Origin of the sequence: Pseudomonas sp. EL_65y_Pfl1_R83, from assembly GCF_963970695.1 — a bacterium.
In the GTDB taxonomy this organism is placed as follows: Bacteria; Pseudomonadota; Gammaproteobacteria; order Pseudomonadales; family Pseudomonadaceae; genus Aquipseudomonas; species Aquipseudomonas tritici.
Genome location: NZ_CAXAQI010000003.1, coordinates 279,458 through 300,152, shown reverse-complemented (window position 1 = coordinate 300,152; position 20,695 = coordinate 279,458). Strand labels below are relative to the sequence as shown.

Genomic DNA, 20,695 nt, shown 5'->3' with positions numbered 1-20,695 from the left:
AGAGAGGTAACTCACATGACTTTCACTACAACTCCTCGTCGTCTCGCCAAAACCTTGGCCCTCGCCGCTGGCATGAGCATCGCTTCGATGTCGGCCTTCGCCGGTGATGCCGCCTTGTACGGCCCCGTCGCACCGAAAGGTTCAAGCTTCGTGCGCGTCTACAACGCCTCCAATCAAGAAGTCAGCGCCACCGTTGGCAGCACCAACCTGAGCGACGTCGCGCCACTGGCGAGCAGCGATTTCAGCTTCATGCCGGGCGGTGACTACAGCGCCAAGGTGGGCAGCCAGACCGTACCGGTCAAACTCGCCGCCGATCACTACTACACCCTGGTCAACAACGGCAGCGGCCAGCCACAGCTGATCGAAGAACCACCGTTCAAGAATAAGCAGAAGTCCCTGGTGCGCGTGCAGAACCTCAGCGACAAGGCCCTGGCCCTGAAAACCGCTGACGGCAAGACCGACGTGGTCAAGACCGTGGCTGCCAAAGGCCGCGGCGAGCGCGAAATCAACCCGGTGAAAGTGAGCCTGGCCTTGTATGACGGCGACAAGAAAGTCAGCGACCTGAAGCCAGTTACGCTGGAGCGCGGTGAAGCCGCCGTGCTGTACGTTACGGGTTCCGGTTCGAGCCTGTCGCCAGTCTGGGTGAAACGCCCAGTGTCGACCCGCTGATCAATTTTTCGACCTGACTCCGTTCCCCTGTGGGAGCTGGCTTGCCTGCGATGGCATCACCTCGGTGTAACTGACAAACCGAGTCGTTCGCACCGCGGGCAAGCCCGGCGCCCACAGGCACCGAGGAGTCTGGTCGGACCGAGACAAAAACAAGAGTGAAACGACAAACCTTCGTAGCTCTGACCCAAATTGATTCAAGGAGAAACACATGATCCCAGTAATCCTTTCCGGTGGTAGCGGCTCACGTCTTTGGCCGCTTTCCCGTAAACAGTTCCCTAAACAATTCCTGGCGCTGACCGGCGAACACACGCTGTTCCAGCAAACCCTGGAACGCCTGGTGTTTGAAGGCATGGACGCCCCGATCGTGGTCTGCAACAAGGACCACCGCTTTATCGTCAACGAACAACTGGCGACCCGTAAGCTGGAATGCCAGCGCATCCTGATGGAACCGTTCGGTCGCAACACTGCGCCGGCCGTGGCTCTCACCGCGATGATGCTGGTCAACGAAGGCCGCGACGAGCTGATGCTGGTGCTGCCGGCCGACCACGTGATCGACGACCAGAAAGCCCTGCAACGTGCGCTGGCCCTGGCCACCGTAGCCGCCGAGCGTGGTGAGATGGTGTTGTTCGGCGTGCCGGCGACCCGTCCGGAAACCGGTTATGGCTACATCAAGTCCACCGCTGATTCGCTGCTGCCCGAAGGCGTGAGCCGCGTGCAACAGTTCGTGGAAAAACCCGATGAAAAACGTGCCGTCGAGTTCGTCAAAAGCGGCGGTTACTTCTGGAACAGCGGCATGTTCCTGTTCCGCGCCAGCCGCTTCCTTGAAGAGCTGAAAAAGCACGATCCGGACATCTACGACACCTGCGTGCTGACCCTGGAACGCAGCGAGCAAGATGCCGACACCGTGTCCTTAGACGAAGCCACTTTCGCCTGCTGCCCGGACAACTCCATCGACTACGCCGTGATGGAAAAAACCCAGCGCGCCTGCGTGGTGCCGCTGAGCGCCGGCTGGAGCGACGTGGGTTGCTGGGCGTCGCTGTGGGCTGTCAACGACAAAGACATCCACGGCAACGTCAGCAAAGGCGACGTGGTGATCCAGGACAGCCGCAACTGCATGATCCACGGCAACGGCAAACTGGTGTCGGTGATTGGTCTGGACAACATCGTGGTCGTTGAAACCAAGGACGCGATGATGATTGCCCACAAGGACAAGGTCCAGGGCGTCAAGCAGATGGTCAACACCCTGAACGACCAGGGCCGCACTGAAACCCAGAACCACTGTGAAGTCTATCGCCCGTGGGGCTCCTACGACTCGGTGGACATGGGCGGCCGCTTCCAGGTCAAACACATTTCGGTCAAGCCGGGCGCGTGCCTCTCGCTGCAAATGCACCACCACCGCGCCGAACACTGGATCGTGGTCAGCGGCACGGCCGAAGTCACCTGTGACGAGAACGTGTTCCTGCTCACCGAAAACCAGTCCACCTACATCCCGATCGCCTCGGTGCATCGCCTGCGCAACCCAGGCAAGATCCCGTTGGAGATCATCGAAGTGCAATCGGGCAGCTATTTGGGCGAAGACGATATCGAGCGGTTTGAAGATATCTACGGCCGCTCGACGCCAGTTGAGCGTGGCGTGTCGGTGAAAACTATCGCGCAGTAAAACAGTCGTACAAGAAGCCCCCGTCCAGCCGACTGCGTCCCCTATCCGCAGCCGGTTGGGCGGGGGCTTTTTAGTTCACAGGCCGTTCAAGCCTATGCGCGACCGCCCCAGTTATTCGGGCTATAGGCATTGTAATTGCCCGTATTGTTAGTGCTGGCGCCCGCCACTTCATATTTGTTCTTGCCATATTCCTCCATAGTCCTACCGCCCCAGACCATAGCCCCTCCGAAAACTTTCGCACCTGCGCCACCACTGGTCGCAATTCTCGCGCCAGCCCCCTGCATCGCCGCACCTGCCACCGTTATGGCGGCCCCTGCGGCCTTGCCGTTATTCGAATCATCTTTAACGTGAAGCGCCGTTGAAAAATGCGAATTGACGCGATTGCTGATGCCTTGCATAAGCGTCTGGCGCAGATTCGTAAGCCCCAGGTTTTGCATACGGGGTAACCCGTTCGAGCTGACCTCCTGCTTGACCACTTGATTGGGTGTTCCCAGCACCGCAGGCGCTGGCGTGGATGCCAGCGAAACAAAAGGCGTCAGTACAGGGGCAAGGGTATTTAATACGGTCATAGAACATCTCACTTCGTAAGTCTACGGTTGAGTTCCTTCATGGCTAAGCGCGCAACTCCGTGCTCAAACTCTGTGGGAAAAAGCTCGAAACCGGTTCCCGTATCAAAGGAAATGCGTACACACCCGGGTCGTGCTTTGCGGCTGCTAAACAGACGCAATCCGGGGTTTTGATTGCCGTTACCTGCGACTGGCGTGATCGAATGTGTCGGCATCATACTCCTGGACAACCTTGCCCCCCACGCTCATCGCGGCGCCGAGGACTTTGGACAACGTCCCACCGCTGGTGGCCAGTTTTTGCCCAGCCTCCTGGGTGGCCATGCCGCCCATGTCAATACCAAACCCCTTGGCGTGCCGGGCGTTCATACCGCTGTTGCGCAGATCTGCTGAAGGCGCTTGCAGCAAGGTTTGCCCCAAGTTTGTAAGCTTCTGATTCTGCATACGACCAGACGGGCGTGAACCCGGCTCTTCGTTCGTTTGCCTGGACGCTCCAGCCGTATTCGGCGCTGGTGCTCGCTGAGCCGTGATGAGAGAGGTCACCGCCGACGCCAGGGCGGTGCTGACGGCCGGCACAAGAAGGGCTGCTGCAATCATAGTTTTTCTCACTAAATCAGACTGCGGTTGATAACCCTCCTGGGTAGTCGGTATTTCCCTATGCTGGCTCTGTGGAGAAAATGAGTCATCAGGTTCCCTGTAAACGAAAACCGATACCCGCGATAGGCACCGAGGCCACCCCGCAGGTAGGATGTTTTATCTGCTTATGAGGTTGTCATCATGTTCTTCGGCGTCCTGCTCATCGTCACTTGGTTGATTCTGCTGCTGCGCTACCCGGCCAAGGCCTTGCCGGTGTCGTTGGCTGCCGCCGTCGGCCTGGGTTTGGTCGCCGTTTGGGTGGTATGGCTGGACAATCGAGAAGCGTCGCAATTGGCCCGCCTGGAATTACGTATTGCCTACGCCGCCGAAGAATGCCCGGCAGACCGGCCGCTCAAACTGACCCTGAACAACGGCAACGACGTGCCCCTCACCGAACTGCGCTGGCGCGTCGCCGCTTATGCGCCGGGCGACACGGTCAACCTCGCCGACAATGTCTACGCCGCCCCGCGCTATCGCGGCCCTGGTGAGTTGCAGGCCGGCGCCACCTGGGACGATTGCCTGCCCACACCGCCTTTGCGCCCCGGCTACCGCCCGCAAACCCTGGCATTTCGTGCCGAGCACCTGCAAGGCAGTTTCTCGGACTGACAAAGGACTGACCCATGCCCAACGTACTCATCACCGGATGTTCAAGCGGCATTGGCCGTGCTCTGGCAGATACTTTCAAAGCGGCTGGCTACACCGTGTGGGCCAGCGCCCGCCGCCCGGAAGATGTCACCGCTCTCGCCGCCGCTGGCTTCAATGCCGTCGAACTGGACGTCAACGATCGGGTCGCCTTGATGCACCTGGCCGAGCAATTGGGAGAGCTGGACGTTCTGATCAACAACGCTGGCTATGGCGCCATGGGACCGCTGCTTGACGGCGGCACCGAGGCAATGCAGCGCCAATTCGAGACCAACGTGTTCTCCATCGTCGGCGTGACCCAGGCGTTGTTCCCAACCCTACGGCGCAGTAAGGGCCTGGTGGTGAATATCGGCAGCGTTTCCGGGGTACTGGTAACGCCTTTCGCAGGCGCCTACTGCGCGTCGAAAGCGGCCGTGCATGCATTGAGCGATGCGCTGCGTATGGAGTTGGCACCGTTTGGTGTGCGCGTGATGGAGGTCCAGCCTGGCGCAATCAACACCCACTTCGCAAAAAATGCCGGGGCCCAGGCCGAACTGTTGATCAATGAACAGTCGCCGTGGTGGCCGTTGCGCGACAACATCCGTGCGCGCAGCCAGGCCTCCCAGGACAAGCCGACGCCGGCCGGCGAGTTCGCGGCCGAGGTGCTCAAGGCCGTGCAGCAACCTCAGCCTCCACGCCTGTTGCGTTCGGGCAATGGCAGCCGAGCGCTGCCGTTGATGGCGGCACTGCTGCCCAAAGGTTTATTAGAGAGCGTCTTGAAAAAGCGCTTTGGATTGGAGCGGAGTTTGTAATGATCGACTACAGCGACTTTTTTGATGAAGTGATCCAGACCCATGTCGAGATCGAGCAATGGTTTGCCGGCGTTGCGCCGGAGGGCACTTTGCAGAGTTTGCTCGCGCGTTTCTCGCCGGCGTTCAGCATGGTTGCACCGGCGACCGGTACCCGGGTCAATACGGCCGGGGTCAATGCGCTATTCACCCGTTTGGGCGGCATGCGTCCAGGGTTGAAGATCACGTTGAGCGAGATGACCGGGATTGACCGGCATGCACGTGGCGCCACGGTGACTTATCGTGAACATCAGATCGACGACAGCGGCACCCAGACCGATCGCCGCGCCACGGTGGTGTTCGAGAAGCAAGCCAGCGGCGCGCTGTTGTGGCGGCATTTGCATGAGACCTTTATCAAGGCCTGACAAGGTCAACAAACGTAGGAGCGGGCTTGCTCGCGAAGGCGTTGGGTCAGTCGATGAATTAGGTGACTGTCACACCGCATTCGCGAGCAAGCCCGCACACAGTTTAGTTTTGTGTTTGGTTCACGATTACGGTGCAGGTAATGCCTGCCGCCAACAACACCCCTTCCGGCACTTCATCAATGTGAATCCGCACCGGCACGCGCTGCGCCAAACGCACCCAATTGAAGGTCGGGTTCACATCGGCAATCAGCTCGCGACTTTCGGGGTTGTCACGGTCGTAGATGCCGCGTGAAATGCTCTCCACGTGCCCCTTCAGCGTCTCGCCGCTCATCAGTTGCATGTCGGCCTTATCACCGACTTTAACGTGAGGCAGTTTGGTTTCTTCGAAGAACCCGTAGACCCAGAACGAGTTCATATCCACCACCGCCATCTTGGCTTCGCCGATGCGGGCGTAGTCGCCGCGATGCACATTCAGGTTGGTGACATAACCATCGACCGCCGCCACGACTTGAGTGCGTTTCAGGTTGAGTTCGGCCGCTTCCAATTGCGCCAACGCGTGCTGGTAATCCGCCAGTGCCGAGTCAGCGATGTTGCTGGCGTCTTCGCGGTTTTCCTTGGAAATCACCAGCGCATCCAGGTCAGCTCGGCGATGGGCGTTGACCTTGCGCATCTCCCAGGTGGCCTTGCGCGACGCCACCAGCGATTGCGCCTGCTTGACCGCAATGCGGTAGTGCTCGGGGTCGATCTGCATCAGCAGGTCACCCTTTTTTACCCGTTGGTTATCACGTACAGGCACATCGACCACTTCACCCGTTACGTCAGCCGCCACGTTGATGATGTCCGCACGCACGCGGCCGTCGCGGGTCCACGGGGTCTCCATGTAATGCACCCACAGCGTGCGGCCAATCCAGATCGCCAAGGCCAGTACCAGCAAGGTCGCAAGCAGGCTGAAAAACTTTTTCATCGGGCATTCTCAACGGTAGACGGTCAGCGCCAGGGCGCCAAACAGGCAAACGAACAGGCTCAGGCGCAGCAACGCCGGGTGCCAGAAAAAACGGTACAGGTCGAACCCGGCCAGGAAGCGATCCAGCGCCCAGGCCAGCACGGCCGCGATCAAAAACATCAGGGTCATGGTCGGCATGTACACGCCGTGGAAGGCGATTTCACGGGGCATGCGGAGATCCTTGCGTGGCGCCTTCGAGGGCTGCCAGTGGTGATTGCGGGTTCAAAAGCGAGGTGCGGATAAAGTGCAGATAGCTCTTCACCCGGCGCAGGGCCGAGGTGTCAAAGTGCGGGGCGAAGGGTTCGTCGGTGGCCTGCACGCGGCTGATCGCGTGGTCCACAGCGATCAGGCCACGCTCCAGGTTGCTCGCGCTGGGTTGCAGGAACAGGCGTACCAGCGAGCGGCCCATCACGCGGATCGCCTGGCGCCAGGGCTGGGATTCGGCGTACGCCGGGTGCACTGGCAAAATCGCCTGTTCCTTGCGCAACTCGATGATCGCGTGGCCGACTTCCAGCACCACGAACATCCAGCGCAACAGGTCGCGCTGCACGTGTGGCTGGCCGACGGCCAGGCCATAGGCCTGGTGCAGCAGGTCGCGGGTGCGGCTTTCGAAACTCGAGGCCAGGCCCTTGAGCTTGCCGCTGATCGCGTATACCACTTGCTCACGCAGGTCCTGCTCCAGGCGGCGCCACAACCAGCGACTGTTGGGCGGCAGGATGATCGCCCCCGCCGCCGCGCACACCAGCATGCCGATGACCATGGCGATGTAGTCGTTGATAAAGGTGTAGGGGTTGTAGACCGTGAGGTTGTCCGGCACCGAGCCGGTGCTGAAGAAGATCAGCAGGCCCACGCCTACGCCAGCGTATTGCGGGCGTGAAGCGAGGAAGGCGCCAAAGATGATCACCGGGGCGAGCATCACGCAGAGCAGCGGGAAGCCGTCGATCAAGGGAAATACGAAGAACATTTCGACAAAACCCACCAGTGCACCGATCAAGGTGCCGCACGCCATCTGGAATGCCATGCGCTTGGGGTTGGGTGTGGCGGCGGACAAGCCGACGGTGGCCGCCGCGATTAAGGTCATGGTTGCGCCGCTGGGCCAGGCGGTGGCGACCCAATAGCTGCCGAGCACGATCAAGATGAATGACGCACGAATCCCCGAGGCGGCGCAGGCCAGCCAATTGGTTTTCGGTATGAAGGTTTCGTCCCACTGCTCGCGCGCATGGCTGTGATCCGCGAGGGAGGCGTGGGTTTGCGCGTAGTTGTGCAGGTCATCGACAAAGCGGTAAAGCAGCTCGTAGGCGGTATGAAAATCCAGCTGTTCGGCTTCGCTGGGGCTCTGTTCCTGGAAGGTCGCGCGCAGGCTGCGGACCTTGGCGGGCAGGCCGTCCTTGTAGGCGCTCAATTGGTTAACCAGGCGCGCCGCGTCAGGGCTGGTGAGTGCGCGACCGGAGAAACCGTCGAGCACTTCGGCAAGATCCTGCAGGCCGGGTTTGATTGCCGCTACCACGTGGTCCGCCTCGTCGGTGCGTAGGCGTTCAAGCAACTGGTGCAAGGCGTTGAACCGCGTGGTGATACTCATGAATTCGCTGTTGAGGCGGCTCAGCCGACCATTGCGCCGGCGCATGTGCGGGTCTTCAAACACGGTGAGACTGCGCAGCCCTTCCAGGCCGATCGCTTCGGCGATAAAGCGTACATTGCTGGCCTCGAAACCGTCGCGTTCACTGCGCCCGCGCAGGCCATCGGTGACAAACAGCGCGAACACGCCAAAACGTTGGTACAAGGCGTTGCGCATGGCGGCGCTGCTTGTTTGCGGCAGGATCGCCGCGCTGACCAGCGCGGAACACAAAATCCCCAAGGAGATTTCCAGCACGCGCCACACCGCCGCCATAAAGGCGCCGTCCGGGTGGGCCAGGGCTGGCAAGCCGACCATCGCCGCCGTGTAGCCGGCCAGTACAAACCCGTAGGCGCGAAAGTTACGGTTGCGCGTCGCACCCGCGGTGCAGACGCCGACCCAGATCGCCAGCGCGCCGAGAAACAACTCGGTGTTCTGCGCAAACAGGGCAATCAACAACACCATCACCGCCGACCCTGCCAGGGTGCCAAGGAAGCGGTAGAAACTCTTGGCAAACACCTGGCCGCTCTGCGGTTGCATCACGATAAACACGGTAATCATTGCCGTGCGCGGTTGCGGCAGCTCCAGGCGCATGGCCAACCACAGCGTGAGGAACGCGGCGATCAGCACCTTGAAGATATACACCCAGGTCACGCCGTCGCTGCGTGCCCAGTCGAAAAAACCACGGCGCCACTCAAGGGAATGCAGCCAGCGCAGCGGTGCAGGCAAGAGGGTCATCTAATCCTACTCAGTGATCAAACACGGCGAGCGCCGCCGGGGTCTTGCTCGGGAGGGTCTTGGTATCTGGCGGTACGTCGTCGCCGGCCTTGATACCGCCGCCCAGGGCGGTCACCAGTTCGGCATGGGTGGTCAGGCGTGCGGCCAGTACTTGTTGCTCAATCTGCTGCTGGCGGAACAGCAAAGTCTGGGCATTGAGCACATTGAGATAATCGGTGAGGCCGCGCTGGTAGGCGATCATCGCGATGTCGTAGGTCTTTTGCGCCGACGCCACCGATTGCGCGGCGAAAGAGGATTGCTTATCCATCGATTCACGGCGGATCAATTGATCGCTGATGGCTTTGAGCGCATTCACCAGGGTTTGGTTATAGCGCGCCACCGCGATGTCATAACCGGCACTGGCCTCACCCAGTTGCGCACGCAAGCGACCGCCGTCGAAGATCGGCAAGGTGATCGCCGGGCCAACGGTGTAGTTGAATTTCTTGCCCGCCAGGAACGCTAGCATGCCGCCGCCGGTGGCCACGTAGCCGAGGCTGCCGAGCAGGTCCACGTTGGGATAAAAGCCGGCGCGGGCCACATCGATACCACGCGCCTGGGCCGCAACCTGCCAGCGGCTGGCGACCACATCCGGGCGTTGGCCGAGCAATTGCGCGGGCAGGCTTGAGGGTAATGTCAGCGGTGCGGCCAGGGACAGTGTCGGGCGTTGCAATTGCGCGCCCTCCCCCGGGCCTTTGCCCGCCAACGCCGCCAGCTGGTTACGGCTCAGGGCAATTTCTTCGTCCAAGGCGTCAAGTTGGCGGTGGGTTTCCGGCAGCGGGGTTTCAGCCTGGCTGACGTCGAAGTGCGTGCCGATCCCGGCGTTCAGGCGTTTGTTGGCCAGGTCGAGAATCTGCTGCTGTTGCGCCAGGGTGGCCGCGAAGATATCGCGATTGGCGTAGTGCAATGACAGCTGGATATAGGCGCGCACCACGTTATTTTGCAGTTCGAGCTGGGCCTGGCGTGCTTCGGCGGCGCTCACATGCGCCAGGTCGACGGCACGCTCGGTGGTATTGCTTTCGCGGCCCCAGAGATCGAGGGCATAGCTCAGGCCGAGGGACGAATTATTGTCCCAGGTGTTGGCGCCACTCAATTCACCTGGGCCATAGAACTGATCCTTCGGCCAGTTGTGGCGCTTGAGGGTGGTGTCACTGTTGACCTGCAACGACTCGGCTGACTCGGCAATCCCGGCCATCGCCCTTGCTTCACGTACGCGTGCGGCGGCCATGGCCATGCTCGGGTTGTTTTGAGTGGCGAGGCCGACCCAGCGGTTGAGTTGAGGGTCGCCGTAGGCCTGCCACCATTGCGCGGTGGGAAAATGAGCATCCTTGGCGGCACTCTGGATCGCTTCGTCGGTGGCCAGGTTGTTGACGTTGAGGGACTGGCCTTGGGGGGCGATTCCTCCGGTTCCGATGCAGCCGCTGATTGCTAACGATAAAGCGCAAACACTGAGAGCCTTCAGCCCTCTGTTAATGAGAGTCTTCAGCTCTCTGCTGATGCGACGCGGCACGGCAAGCGAATTCCTGAGGTGGTGATGCGAGGGAGGTGGCGCAATTCTAGGCGGCGCCATGAGAGACGATAAGCTGGTATTCCTGTGAATCTTTGTTACCGTTCCAGCGATAATCCGTTGGTAGGGATCACTGGACGGCGTAACTTTCTGTCACAATTTGTTATCTCCCTTGAGAACACTCCATGGACACTTTGCAAAACATGCGCGCCTTCAGTTGCGTGGCCGAAGCTGGCAGCTTCACCGCCGCCGCCGTGCAACTGGATACCACCACAGCCAACGTGTCGCGCGCGGTCTCCAATCTTGAGGCCCATCTGCAAACCCGCTTGCTCAACCGCACCACCCGCCGCATTGCGCTGACCGAAGCCGGAAAGCGTTATTTGTTGCGCTGCGAGCAGATCCTGGCCTACGTCGAAGAAGCCGAGGCCGAAGCCAGCGACGCCCACGCGCGCCCTTCCGGGCAGCTGAAAGTGCACACCATGACCGGCATCGGCCAGCATTTCGTGATTGACGCCATCGCCCGCTACCGCCGTACCCACCCGGACGTGACCTTCGACCTGACCCTGGCCAACCGCGTGCCGGACTTGCTCGACGAGGGCTATGACGTGTCGATCGTGCTCGCCAGCGAGCTGCCGGACTCGGGTTTCGTGTCGCAGCGCCTGGGCATCACCTACAGCATCGCCTGCGCCTCGCCGGATTACGTCAAGGCCAAGGGCTGCGCGCATCGCCCCCATGACCTGCTCAACCATGCCTGCCTGCGCCTGGTCAGCCCGGTGATCCAGCTGGACAAGTGGACCTTCAACGGCCCCGAAGGCCAGGAAAGCGTGGCGATCAACACCTCACCGTTTCTGGTGAACTCGGCCGATGCGATGAAAACCGCGATCACCAGCGGCATGGGCATCGGCTTGCTGCCGGTGTATGCGGCCATCGAGGGCTTGCGCAACGGCACCCTGGTGCGGGTGATGCCCAATTACCGCTCCCAGGAGTTGAACCTGTACGCCATCTACCCGTCGCGCCAGTACCTCGATGCGAAGATCAAAACCTGGGTGGAATACCTGCGCGGCTCGCTGCCGGAGATTCTGGCGGCGCACCAGGCGGAGTTGGTGGCGTATGAGTTGAGTGGCAGCCTCAGCGGCGCTCGGTTGGCGAACTGAGTCCTCTCACGCAACACCGATTCAATGTGGGAGCTTGCCTGCCCACTTTAGGTCGGCGGTGCCCTGACAATTGTTGGCAGGAATGTTAGCGTGCTTGGCATTCTTCCGTAGTCGATGAGCCCGCCTGCAATGAAAAAGACTGTCCTCGCCTTCAGCCGTGTCACCCCGGAAATGATCGAACGCCTGCAACAGGATTTCGAGGTGATTGCGCCCAACCCCAAGCTGGGCGATATCAACGCTCAATTCAATGAAGCCCTGCCCCACGCCCACGGCCTGATCGGCGTGGGACGCAAGCTGGGCCGCGAGCAGTTGCAAGGCGCGGGCAAACTGGAAGTGGTGTCCAGCGTGTCGGTGGGTTACGACAACTATGACGTGTCGTACTTCAACGAGCGCGGGATCATGCTCACCAACACCCCCGACGTCCTCACCGAAAGCACCGCCGACCTGGCCTTCGCTTTGCTGATGAGCAGCGCCCGCCGTGTGGCCGAGTTGGACGCGTGGACCAAAGCCGGCCAGTGGAAAGCCAGCGTGGGCGCGCCGTTGTTCGGTTGCGATGTGCATGGCAAGACGCTGGGCATCGTCGGCATGGGCAATATCGGCGCGGCCGTGGCACGGCGTGGACGCTTGGGTTTCAACATGCCGGTCCTGTACAGCGGCAACAGCCGCAAGCCGGCGCTGGAGCAGGAACTGGGCGCGCAATTTCGCAGCCTGGATGAACTGCTGGCCGAGGCGGACTTCGTCTGCCTGGTGGTGCCGTTGAGCGACAAGACCCGTCACCTGATCAGCACCCGCGAGCTGGGGTTGATGAAGTCCAGCGCGATCCTGATCAACATTTCCCGAGGCCCGGTGGTCGACGAGCCGGCGCTGATCGTAGCACTGCAAACCCAGCGCATCCGTGGCGCCGGGCTGGATGTGTATGAACAAGAGCCGTTGGCCGAGTCGCCGCTGTTCCAACTGAGCAATGCCGTGACCCTGCCGCACATTGGCTCGGCCACGAATGAAACTCGTGAAGCCATGGCCAACCGTGCGGTGGACAACCTGCGCAGCGCCCTGCTGGGTCAACGTCCGCAGGACCTGGTGAACCCGCAGGTGTGGAAGGGTTGACACAAATCCCCTGTGGGAGCGGGCCATGTACCACACAAAATACGGTTAAAGCCTGGCGCGCCCAAGTCGATAACCTTCCATAGATCGTCCTCCCTGATCCACAGAAGGTTTTTATGTCCACCACCAAAGCCCGCGCAGACTCACTTTCGCTTCTGCTCTTTACCTTGCGCAGCGGCAAACTGATGGCCATCAACCTGCTGAAAGTCAGCGAAATCATTCCGTGCCCGCCGCTGACCAAGCTGCCGGAGTCTCACCCGCACGTCAAAGGCATTGCCACCCTGCGCGGTGCCTCGCTGGCAGTGATCGACCTGAGCCGTGCCCTAGGCGAAATGCCCCTTGAAGACCCCAACGGCGGCTGCCTGATCGTCACGGATGTGAGCCGTTCCAAGCAGGGCCTGCATGTGCAGGCGGTGAGCAAGATCGTGCATTGCCTGACCACCGACATCCGCCCGCCGCCCTATGGCTCCGGCGGTAACCGTGCGTTCATCACCGGGGTCACCCAGGTGGAAGGCGGCCTGGTGCAGGTACTGGATATCGAAAAAGTCATCCACGGTATCGCGCCGGCACCGGTCGAAGTGGCGCCTACCGACCTGACCATGGAAGAAGCCGAAGTACTCGGCCATGCGCGGATCCTGGTGGTCGACGACAGTCAGGTCGCCCTGCAGCAATCGGTGCACACCCTGCGCAACCTCGGCCTCACCTGCCACACCGCGCGCAGCGCCAAGGAAGCTATTGATGTGCTGCTGGAGCTGCAAGGCACGGCCGAGCAGATCAATGTGGTGGTGTCGGACATCGAGATGTCCGAAATGGACGGCTACGCCCTCACCCGCACCCTGCGTGAAACCCCGGACTTCCAGCACCTGTATGTGTTGCTGCACACCTCCCTGGACAGCGCGATGAACAGCGAAAAAGCCCGCCTGGCCGGGGCCAACTCGGTGCTGACCAAGTTTTCCTCGCCCGAGCTGACCAAGTGCCTGGTAGTGGCCGCCCAAACCGTGGCGCAACAGGGTCTGTGACCGAGTATTTCCAACTACTGCGCCGCGACCTGAGGGGCAGCCTGCCCGCCCCGCAGTGGCCGGCCAATACACAGTTGGATCATTACCGCGCAGACCTCGGCCCGGCGATTCACGCGGTGTTGCGCATGACCCAAGACCAGGGCGGTGGCCGCGTTCCCAACCTGGAAACCTGGCAGCGCCAATTCACCACCGATGCCGAGTTCGACCCCACGCTGTGCCTGGTGGCCAGCAACGGCGAGGGCATTCTCGGCGTGGCGCAGTGCTGGACCAGCGCCTTTATCAAGAACCTTTGCGTACACCCTTGCGCCCAGGGCCAGGGAGTGGGCCGTGCGTTGTTGCTGCACAGCTTCCAGGTATTCAAGCAGCGCGGCGAACCCTACGTGGACCTCAAGGTGCTGGAGAGCAACCTGCGTGCCCGGCAACTGTATGAAAGCGCGGGCATGGTATTTGTCCTACGGGATGTGGTCGCAGACGACTGACAGTCGCTGGCGCATAACTTGCTTCCAGAGTCCCTTAACGGTGAACAGAGGTAAAAACCCGTCACCGTTCCTGCGTGCCTTCTGACCTAGCCTGGTGACAGATCTGCCATGAACACTCACTTTTCCTGCGTCGGTTGCGGTAAATGCTGCACCGACCATCACGTGCCCCTGACACTCGACGAGGCCCGCCTGTGGGCGGCGGACGGCGGTAACGTCATCGTCCTGGTGGAAGGGTTCCTGGGTAATGGCCTGGGCCTGCCCCAGCAGCAACGCGAACATGCCGAGCGCCGTTCGGTGTTGGTACCCAGCGGTAACACCGAGGCGTTTGTGGCGATCACCTTTGCCGCCTACAACGCCGGACGCTGCCGGAATCTTGACGAAGACAACCTGTGCCGCATCTATGAACGCCGGCCATTGGTGTGCCGCATCTACCCGATGGAGATCAACCCGCACATCCCGCTGAACCCTGCCGCCAAGGACTGCCCACCGGAATCCTGGGAACAGGGCCCTGCGCTGATCGTGGGCGGTGAGTTGATGGACCTGGAGCTGGCTGAGTTGATCCGCCGTTCACGTCAGGCCGATCGCGATGACGTGCAGACCAAGGAAACGGTGTGCGCCTTGCTGGGCATACGGACCACGGCGCTCAAGGGGGATGGGTTTACCGCGTACCTGCCGGACATGGGCGCATTTGGCCAGGCGCTTGAGTCCGCAGCGAATCAGCCACCCGTGGCCAGCGAGTGGGTGTTCCATGTGTCGGGCCTGGACATCGCCGAACAGGTGCTGGACGCCGGCGCGCGGGTTGCGACTGAGGTGCCGGCCAACTATGCGTTTATTTCGTTGCGGGCGGCTTAGACTGTTCCGGCCTCATCGCGGGCAAGCCCGACTCCCACAGCAGACTGCGTGCCCCTGTGGGAGACGGGCTTGCCCGCGATAGCGATGGCGCTTTCAACACGAGACCGTTGATTTGCGTGACGCACTGGCTGGGGCTGGCACCGTCCAGTGCGACGCCAGCATGCTGGGCCTGTTGGACGCTCACGGTGCATTCAGCCGATAAGGCGCAAGAATCCGCTGATACTCGCCGTTGTGCATAAGGTGTTCGAGGGCGCGATTAAGCTCAGTACGCAACGCTGTATCGGTATTGCGCAGTGCAATCGCCACGCCCTCGCCCAGCAGTTCGGCAGACACGGCAGGGCCCAGGAAGTCGAAATCCGCACCAGCGACCGTGTCGAGCAAGGCGTTGCGGATTTCCACAGTGCCCTGCAGAGTGGCATCAATATCGCCTGCCACCAGGCTGCGCACCAATTCGTCGTTGAGCCAGAAGCTCTTGATGATCACCCCGTTGCGCGCCCATTGCGACCGGGCAAAGGCTTCGCGATTGCTGCCCAACAATACGCCAACGCGCTTGCCCTTGAGCGACGCTGTCGTTGGCATCAGGCCTGAGGTTCGATGCGCGACCAGGCGCGTGGTGAAGGGGTAGAGGATATCGCTGAAGCTCACCCAGCGCCGCCGCTTGGGGGTGGGCGCGATCCCCATGATTGCATCGAATTGGCGGGCATCAAGGTCTTCGAAGTTCTCGACCAACACCTGGTCGACCCAGGTGCAGCGCGCATTCAACTCCTGGCACAAAGCATTGCCCAGCTCGATATTCAGACCGACCAACTGCCCTTTCGGGTTACGGCTCTGGAAGGGGGGGAATTGCGCGGCAACGGCGAAGCGGATTTCGCGTCGCGGTTGATCAATGCCAGCAACGGCATCCACCGCGAGCAACAGGGCAAGCGCTACACAGAGCTGTATCAGGGCCACAGGAAACATCCTTTTCCGGAAAGAGCGCCGTCTGTTCAGCCTCGGTAAAAAGTCGAGGCAGAACAGAAGCGGTGCAAGCTTTCAAGAAACGATCGCGGGCCTACAAGCGGAAATTTCAGCGGGCGCTGTAGGTAGCATCCTGCAATGCGTGTTGCAGATTATTCCTAACGTTTACCCATCGAACGACGAGTACCCGGCGGCGCCATGCCAGGGGTCTTGGTGTGGCCGTTCTTGGCACCGTTTTTGTACCAGGGCTGGGCGTCACTTTTGCTGCCGCCCAGTTCACCCGGTTTGAAGGGAAACTTGAACGCCGGGATCTCGGCTTTTTCAACGCCGTCGGCGTTGGCCGAATCGACGAGTTCGGCCGCTTCAACAGAGGGGGGTGTCGGGGATTTCATGAAAGCTCCGGGGCATGCAGAAAATGATGTAGCCCCAGGTGAAGGGCCACATAGATAGGAAGTATACCTGTGCGACTCAGATCTTTGACCAACGTCGTACGAATGGTCAGGAGTTAACTGACGCAGCTGTCAGATAGCGGTCACTTTACTGACTGGGTCAGCAGGCTATAAATACTCCCACCTACCTCAACCCCTGCCTTGGCGCCTTACAGCATGCACATTAAAAGAAAAACTGTATTGACCGTGGGAGTCCTCGCAATTCTGGCTGTCGCGGCCTGGGCGCTGACCCGACCTGGCAAGCCCAAACTGGTTGCCTCCACCGCCGTGCCGGTAAGGGTCGTGAAGGTGGTGGAGCAGGACTTGCCGCGCTACGTGACCGGAATCGGCTCGGTGCTGTCGTTGCACAGCGTGATCATTCGCCCGCAAATCGACGGCATCCTCACTCGATTGCTGGTCAAGGAGGGGCAACTGGTCAAGGCTGGTGATCTGCTGGCGAGCATCGATGACCGCTCGATCCGTGCCAGCCTCGACCAGGCCAAGGCACAACGGGGCGAAAGCCAGGCACAACTGCACGTGGCGCAGGTCAACCTCAAGCGCTACAAGGAGCTGAGCATTGATGATGGTATCTCCAAGCAGACCTACGACCAGCAACAAGCGCTTGTCAACCAGCTGAAAGCCACGTTACAGGGTAATCAGGCCGCCATCGACGCGGCCCAGGTGCAACTGTCTTACACACAGATTCGCTCGCCCGTCACCGGCCGCGTCGGTATCCGTAGTGTGGATGAAGGCAACTTCCTGCGCATGAGCGATGCCCAAGGGCTGTTCTCGGTCACACAGATCGACCCGATTGGCATCGAATTCTCCCTGCCACAGCAGATGTTACCGACGTTGCAGGGCCTGATCGCAGCCGCTTATCCCGCCCGCGTGGATGCCTACCTGGGTGCCGATACCGAAGGCGACAACGCCGACCTGCTGGGCCAGGGCCGCCTGAGCCTGATCGACAACCAGATCAGCAGTACCACCGGCACCCTCCGCGCCAAGGCCGAATTCAGCAACAGCACACAGAAACTCTGGCCGGGCCAACTGGTGACGATCAAGCTCCAGACCGCCCTCGACCGCAACGCCCTGGCGGTTCCGCCAAGCGTGGTGCAGCGCGGCCTGGACTCGCACTTTGTGTACCGCGTCAACGGTGACAAGGTTGAAATCGTGCCGGTGCAAGTGGTGTATCAGGACAGTGAACGCAACATTCTCAAGGGCATCCAGGCGGGCGATGTGCTGGTCAGCGATGGTCAGTCGCGGCTCAAGGCGGGCGCCAAGATAGAGGTTCTCAAAGAACCACCCCAAGTGATCCAGACCGCTGACGTCAAGGTGCAGCCATGACGACATCCCGGGGCTCGATTTCCGCCTGGTGCATCGACCGCCCGGTCGCCACCCTGCTGCTCACCTTCGCCCTGGTGCTGCTCGGGCTGATTGCCTTTCCAAAATTACCCATCGCCCCACTGCCACAGGCTGAGTTTCCCACCATTCAGGTGACCGCACAGTTACCAGGCGCCAGCCCCGACACCATGGCATCGTCGATTGCGACCCCGCTGGAAGTGCAGTTCAGCGCAATCCCTGGCATGACTCAGATGACCTCCAGCAGTGCCTTGGGCTCCACTCTGCTGACCCTGCAATTCACCCTCGATAAAAGCATCGATACGGCTGCGCAGGAAGTGCAGGCAGCTATCAATACCGCTGCCGGCAAACTGCCGAGCGATATGCCGAGTCTGCCGACCTGGCGCAAGGTAAACCCGGCGGACAGTCCGATTCTGATCGTCAGTGTCAGCTCCCACGACATGCCCGGCACTGAACTGAGTGATTTGGTCGAAACCTTGTTGGCACGCCAGATCAGCCAGCTCGACGGCGTAGGCCAGATCAACATCACCGGCCAGCAGCGCCCGGCGATTCGCGTGCAGGCTTCTCCCGATAAGCTCGCCGCCATCGGCCTGACCTTGGCCGACATCCGCCTGGCGATCCAGCGATCCAGCCTCAACCTGGCCAAAGGGGCGCTATACGGCAAAAACAGCGTCTCGACCCTGGCAACCAACGATCAGCTATTTCACCCAGATGAATACGGCGACTTGATCGTCTCCTACAAGGATGGCGCCCCTGTTCAACTGCGCGACGTCGCCAAAGTCGTCAGCGGATCGGAAAACGCCTACGTTCAGGCGTGGGCCGTCGACACGCCTGGCGTTAACCTGGTAATTACCCGCCAGCCCGGCGCCAACATCGTCGAGACCGTGGAGCGCATCCAGGCCGAATTACCACGGCTGGAGGCCATGCTGCCGGCATCGGTGCAGGTCAGCGTGCTGATGGACCGTACCACCACCATCCGTGCCTCGCTGCACGAAGTGGAAATGACCTTGTTGATCGCCGTATTGCTGGTGGTCGGGGTGATGGCGATTTTCCTGCGCCAATGGTCGGCAACCATGATTGTCTCCAGCGTGCTGGGCGTATCGTTGATCGCGAGTTTTGCACTGATGTACGTGCTGGGCTTCAGCCTGAACAACCTGACCCTCGTAGCCATCGTGGTGGCCGTAGGCTTTGTGGTGGACGATGCGATTGTGGTGGTGGAGAACATCCATCGCCATCTTGAGACCGGTATGGACAAGCGCGAGGCGGCGATCAAGGGGGCCAGTGAAATTGGCTTTACCGTGGTGTCTATCAGTGTGTCCCTGGTGGCCGCCTTTATTCCGCTGCTGTTCATGGGCGGCGTAGTCGGCAGGCTGTTCAAGGAGTTTGCCTTGACTGCCACGTCGACCGTCCTGATTTCCGTCGTGGTGTCCCTGACGCTGGCGCCGACCCTGGCGGCATTGTTCATGAATGCACCGAACCACCGCGCGCATGACAAACCCGGCTTTGGTGAAAGACTGCTGGCAGCCTACGAAAGAACCTTGCGCCGCGCCCTGGCCCACCAGCGCACCATGGCTGGCATCTTCATGCTGACCCTGGCGCTGGCCGTGGCCGGGTATGTGTTTATCCCCAAGGGTTTCTTTCCGGTGCAGGACACCGGTTTTATCCTCGGCACCAGCGAGGCGGCGGCGGAGGTGTCTTACCCGGACATAGTCGCCAAGCACAAGGCGCTGGCGCAAATCATGAAGAATGATCCGGCTGTGCGAGCGTTCTCCCACTCCGTCGGTGTAACCGGTAGCAACCAGACCATCGCCAACGGGCGCTTCTGGATTTCCCTCGTACCCCGAGGTGATCGGGATGTGTCCGCCAGCCAATTCATCGACCGCATCCGACCCAAGCTGGCCAAGGTGCCTGGCATCGTGTTGTACCTGCGCGCGGGCCAGGACATCAACCTCAGCTCCGGCCCAAGTCGTAGTCAATATCAGTACGTGCTCAAAAGTAGCGACGGCGCGACGCTGAATACCTGGACCCAACGCCTGACCGAAAAACTGCGTTCCATTCCGGCGTTCCGCGACATATCCAATGACCTGCAACTGGGCGGCAGCATCACCCACATCACGATCGATCGCCGCGCTGCCGCACGGTTCGGGCTCACCGCCACCGACGTCGATCAGGCGCTGTATGACGCCTTCGGCCAACGCCAGGTCAATGAGTTCCAGACCGAAATCAACCAATACCAAGTGGTACTGGAATTGGACACCCAACAGCGCGGCAAGGCCGAAAGCCTGAATTACTTCTACCTGCGTTCGCCGCTGACCAATGAAATGGTGCCGCTGTCGGCATTGGCGCGCGTCGAAGCGCCCACTGTTGGGCCGCTTTCCATCAGCCACCACGGCATGTTCCCGGCCGCCAACCTGTCGTTCAACCTGGCGCCCGGTATTGCGTTGGGTGATGCGGTGATTCTGCTCAACCAGGCTAAAAACGAGATCGGCATGCCGGCTTCGATCATCGGCAATTTCCAGGGTGCGGCGCAGGCCTTTCAGAGTTCGCTGGCCAGCCAGCCGTGGCTGATCCTTGCGGCATTGGTGGCGGTCTATATCATTCTCGGCGTGCTGTATGAGAGCTTCGTGCACCCGCTGACGATCATCTCGACGTTGCCCTCGGCAGGCCTGGGTGCGCTGGTCATGCTGTGGCTGTTGGGCCAGGATTTCTCGATCATGGCGCTGATCGGCCTGGTGCTGTTGATCGGCATCGTCAAGAAGAACGGTATCCTGCTGATCGACTTCGCGCTGGACGCCCAGCGCACGCGTGGGTTGTCACCGCAGGATGCGATCTTCGAAGCCTGCATCACACGGTTCCGACCGATCATCATGACGTCCTTGGCCGCGCTGCTCGGCGCCCTGCCGCTGATGCTCGGCTATGGCGCCGGTGCGGAGCTGCGCCAGCCGCTGGGCATCTCGGTGGTCGGCGGGCTGCTGGTCAGCCAGGCGCTGACGCTGTTCACCACGCCGGTCATATACTTGTACCTTGCGAAGTTTTTTCACAGGCCCAAACCAACACCTGCGTTGGCGACCACACATTGAGGCTGGGG

20 protein-coding genes are annotated in these 20,695 nt (G+C 60.9%); 12 read left to right on the top strand and 8 right to left on the bottom strand.

Annotated elements, in window-relative coordinates; genetic code table 11:
* The first annotated feature begins 15 nt into the window (after positions 1 to 15).
* Positions 16 to 669, top strand: a complete 654-nt coding sequence (locus AACY08_RS05830) for an alginate O-acetyltransferase AlgF (RefSeq protein WP_339468549.1) — start codon at positions 16 to 18, stop codon at positions 667 to 669.
* Between the two features lie 208 nt (positions 670 to 877).
* A complete protein-coding gene (locus AACY08_RS05825) occupies positions 878 to 2,329 on the top strand; it encodes a mannose-1-phosphate guanylyltransferase/mannose-6-phosphate isomerase (RefSeq protein ID WP_339417649.1) in 1,452 nt (483 codons plus the stop codon).
* A gap of 92 nt (positions 2,330 to 2,421) precedes the next feature.
* Here the strand turns inward: AACY08_RS05825 and AACY08_RS05820 are convergent, their stop codons facing one another.
* Positions 2,422 to 2,898 (bottom strand): hypothetical protein, encoded by a 477-nt coding sequence (locus tag AACY08_RS05820; RefSeq protein ID WP_339468547.1) that lies wholly within the window; start codon positions 2,896 to 2,898, stop codon positions 2,422 to 2,424.
* A gap of 177 nt (positions 2,899 to 3,075) precedes the next feature.
* Entirely contained in the window at positions 3,076 to 3,312 is a 237-nt protein-coding gene (locus tag AACY08_RS05815; protein ID WP_339468545.1) for a hypothetical protein, read from the bottom strand.
* Positions 3,313 to 3,669: 357 nt separating this feature from the next.
* Between AACY08_RS05815 and AACY08_RS05810 the strand changes: the two genes are divergently transcribed.
* Genes AACY08_RS05810 through AACY08_RS05800 form a run of 3 tightly spaced genes read left to right on the top strand, consistent with a single transcriptional unit; the run spans position 3,670 to position 5,362 of the window.
* Entirely contained in the window at positions 3,670 to 4,134 is a 465-nt protein-coding gene (locus AACY08_RS05810) for a multidrug transporter (protein WP_339468544.1), read from the top strand.
* A gap of 14 nt (positions 4,135 to 4,148) precedes the next feature.
* Complete coding sequence (locus tag AACY08_RS05805) at positions 4,149 to 4,961, top strand: SDR family oxidoreductase (protein WP_339468543.1); 813 nt, start codon at positions 4,149 to 4,151, stop codon at positions 4,959 to 4,961.
* The gene (locus AACY08_RS05800) at positions 4,961 to 5,362 is read left to right on the top strand and encodes a DUF4440 domain-containing protein (RefSeq protein ID WP_339468542.1); all 402 of its coding nucleotides are present in this window, start codon (positions 4,961 to 4,963) and stop codon (positions 5,360 to 5,362) included. The genes AACY08_RS05805 and AACY08_RS05800 overlap by 1 nt, the downstream gene beginning before the upstream one ends.
* Positions 5,363 to 5,465: 103 nt before the next feature.
* On the opposite strand, the gene AACY08_RS05795 is transcribed toward AACY08_RS05800, so the two are convergent.
* Genes AACY08_RS05795 through AACY08_RS05780 form a run of 4 tightly spaced genes read right to left on the bottom strand, consistent with a single transcriptional unit; the run spans position 5,466 to position 10,261 of the window.
* Positions 5,466 to 6,326 (bottom strand): HlyD family secretion protein, encoded by an 861-nt coding sequence (locus tag AACY08_RS05795; RefSeq protein ID WP_339468541.1) that lies wholly within the window; start codon positions 6,324 to 6,326, stop codon positions 5,466 to 5,468.
* Between the two features lie 9 nt (positions 6,327 to 6,335).
* Positions 6,336 to 6,536, bottom strand: a complete 201-nt coding sequence (locus tag AACY08_RS05790) for a DUF1656 domain-containing protein (protein ID WP_012722318.1) — start codon at positions 6,534 to 6,536, stop codon at positions 6,336 to 6,338.
* Positions 6,526 to 8,715 carry an FUSC family protein gene (locus AACY08_RS05785; RefSeq protein WP_339468540.1) on the bottom strand — a complete coding sequence of 730 codons (2,190 nt, stop codon included), beginning with the start codon at positions 8,713 to 8,715 and terminating at the stop codon, positions 6,526 to 6,528. Before AACY08_RS05785 ends, AACY08_RS05790 begins: the two co-directional genes overlap by 11 nt.
* A gap of 10 nt (positions 8,716 to 8,725) precedes the next feature.
* The gene (locus AACY08_RS05780; protein WP_339468539.1) at positions 8,726 to 10,261 is read right to left on the bottom strand and encodes an efflux transporter outer membrane subunit; all 1,536 of its coding nucleotides are present in this window, start codon (positions 10,259 to 10,261) and stop codon (positions 8,726 to 8,728) included.
* Between the two features lie 182 nt (positions 10,262 to 10,443).
* On the opposite strand from AACY08_RS05780, the gene AACY08_RS05775 reads away from it, so the two are divergent.
* The 5 genes from AACY08_RS05775 (at position 10,444) to AACY08_RS05755 (ending at position 14,863) form a co-directional block, all read left to right on the top strand.
* Positions 10,444 to 11,412, top strand: a complete 969-nt coding sequence (locus tag AACY08_RS05775; RefSeq protein WP_186688424.1) for a LysR family transcriptional regulator — start codon at positions 10,444 to 10,446, stop codon at positions 11,410 to 11,412.
* Positions 11,413 to 11,541: 129 nt separating this feature from the next.
* Positions 11,542 to 12,516, top strand: coding sequence for a 2-hydroxyacid dehydrogenase (locus AACY08_RS05770; protein WP_339468537.1), 975 nt, complete (start codon positions 11,542 to 11,544; stop codon positions 12,514 to 12,516).
* 113 nt (positions 12,517 to 12,629) lie between these two features.
* Entirely contained in the window at positions 12,630 to 13,532 is a 903-nt protein-coding gene (locus tag AACY08_RS05765; RefSeq protein ID WP_339468536.1) for a chemotaxis protein CheV, read from the top strand.
* Positions 13,529 to 14,011 (top strand): GNAT family N-acetyltransferase, encoded by a 483-nt coding sequence (locus AACY08_RS05760; protein WP_339468535.1) that lies wholly within the window; start codon positions 13,529 to 13,531, stop codon positions 14,009 to 14,011. Before AACY08_RS05765 ends, AACY08_RS05760 begins: the two co-directional genes overlap by 4 nt.
* A 108-nt stretch (positions 14,012 to 14,119) precedes the next feature.
* Entirely contained in the window at positions 14,120 to 14,863 is a 744-nt protein-coding gene (locus tag AACY08_RS05755) for a YkgJ family cysteine cluster protein (protein WP_339468534.1), read from the top strand.
* A gap of 180 nt (positions 14,864 to 15,043) precedes the next feature.
* On the opposite strand, the gene AACY08_RS05750 is transcribed toward AACY08_RS05755, so the two are convergent.
* The gene (locus tag AACY08_RS05750; RefSeq protein ID WP_339468533.1) at positions 15,044 to 15,814 is read right to left on the bottom strand and encodes a transporter substrate-binding domain-containing protein; all 771 of its coding nucleotides are present in this window, start codon (positions 15,812 to 15,814) and stop codon (positions 15,044 to 15,046) included.
* Positions 15,815 to 15,978: 164 nt separating this feature from the next.
* Positions 15,979 to 16,212, bottom strand: a complete 234-nt coding sequence (locus AACY08_RS05745) for a hypothetical protein (RefSeq protein WP_339417613.1) — start codon at positions 16,210 to 16,212, stop codon at positions 15,979 to 15,981.
* A 213-nt stretch (positions 16,213 to 16,425) separates the two neighbouring features.
* Here AACY08_RS05745 and AACY08_RS05740 point away from each other — a divergent pair, with 213 nt between their 5' ends.
* Entirely contained in the window at positions 16,426 to 17,592 is a 1,167-nt protein-coding gene (locus AACY08_RS05740) for an efflux RND transporter periplasmic adaptor subunit (RefSeq protein WP_339468531.1), read from the top strand.
* Positions 17,589 to 20,687 (top strand): multidrug efflux RND transporter permease subunit, encoded by a 3,099-nt coding sequence (locus tag AACY08_RS05735; protein WP_339468529.1) that lies wholly within the window; start codon positions 17,589 to 17,591, stop codon positions 20,685 to 20,687. Before AACY08_RS05740 ends, AACY08_RS05735 begins: the two co-directional genes overlap by 4 nt.
* Positions 20,688 to 20,695 lie beyond the last annotated feature (8 nt).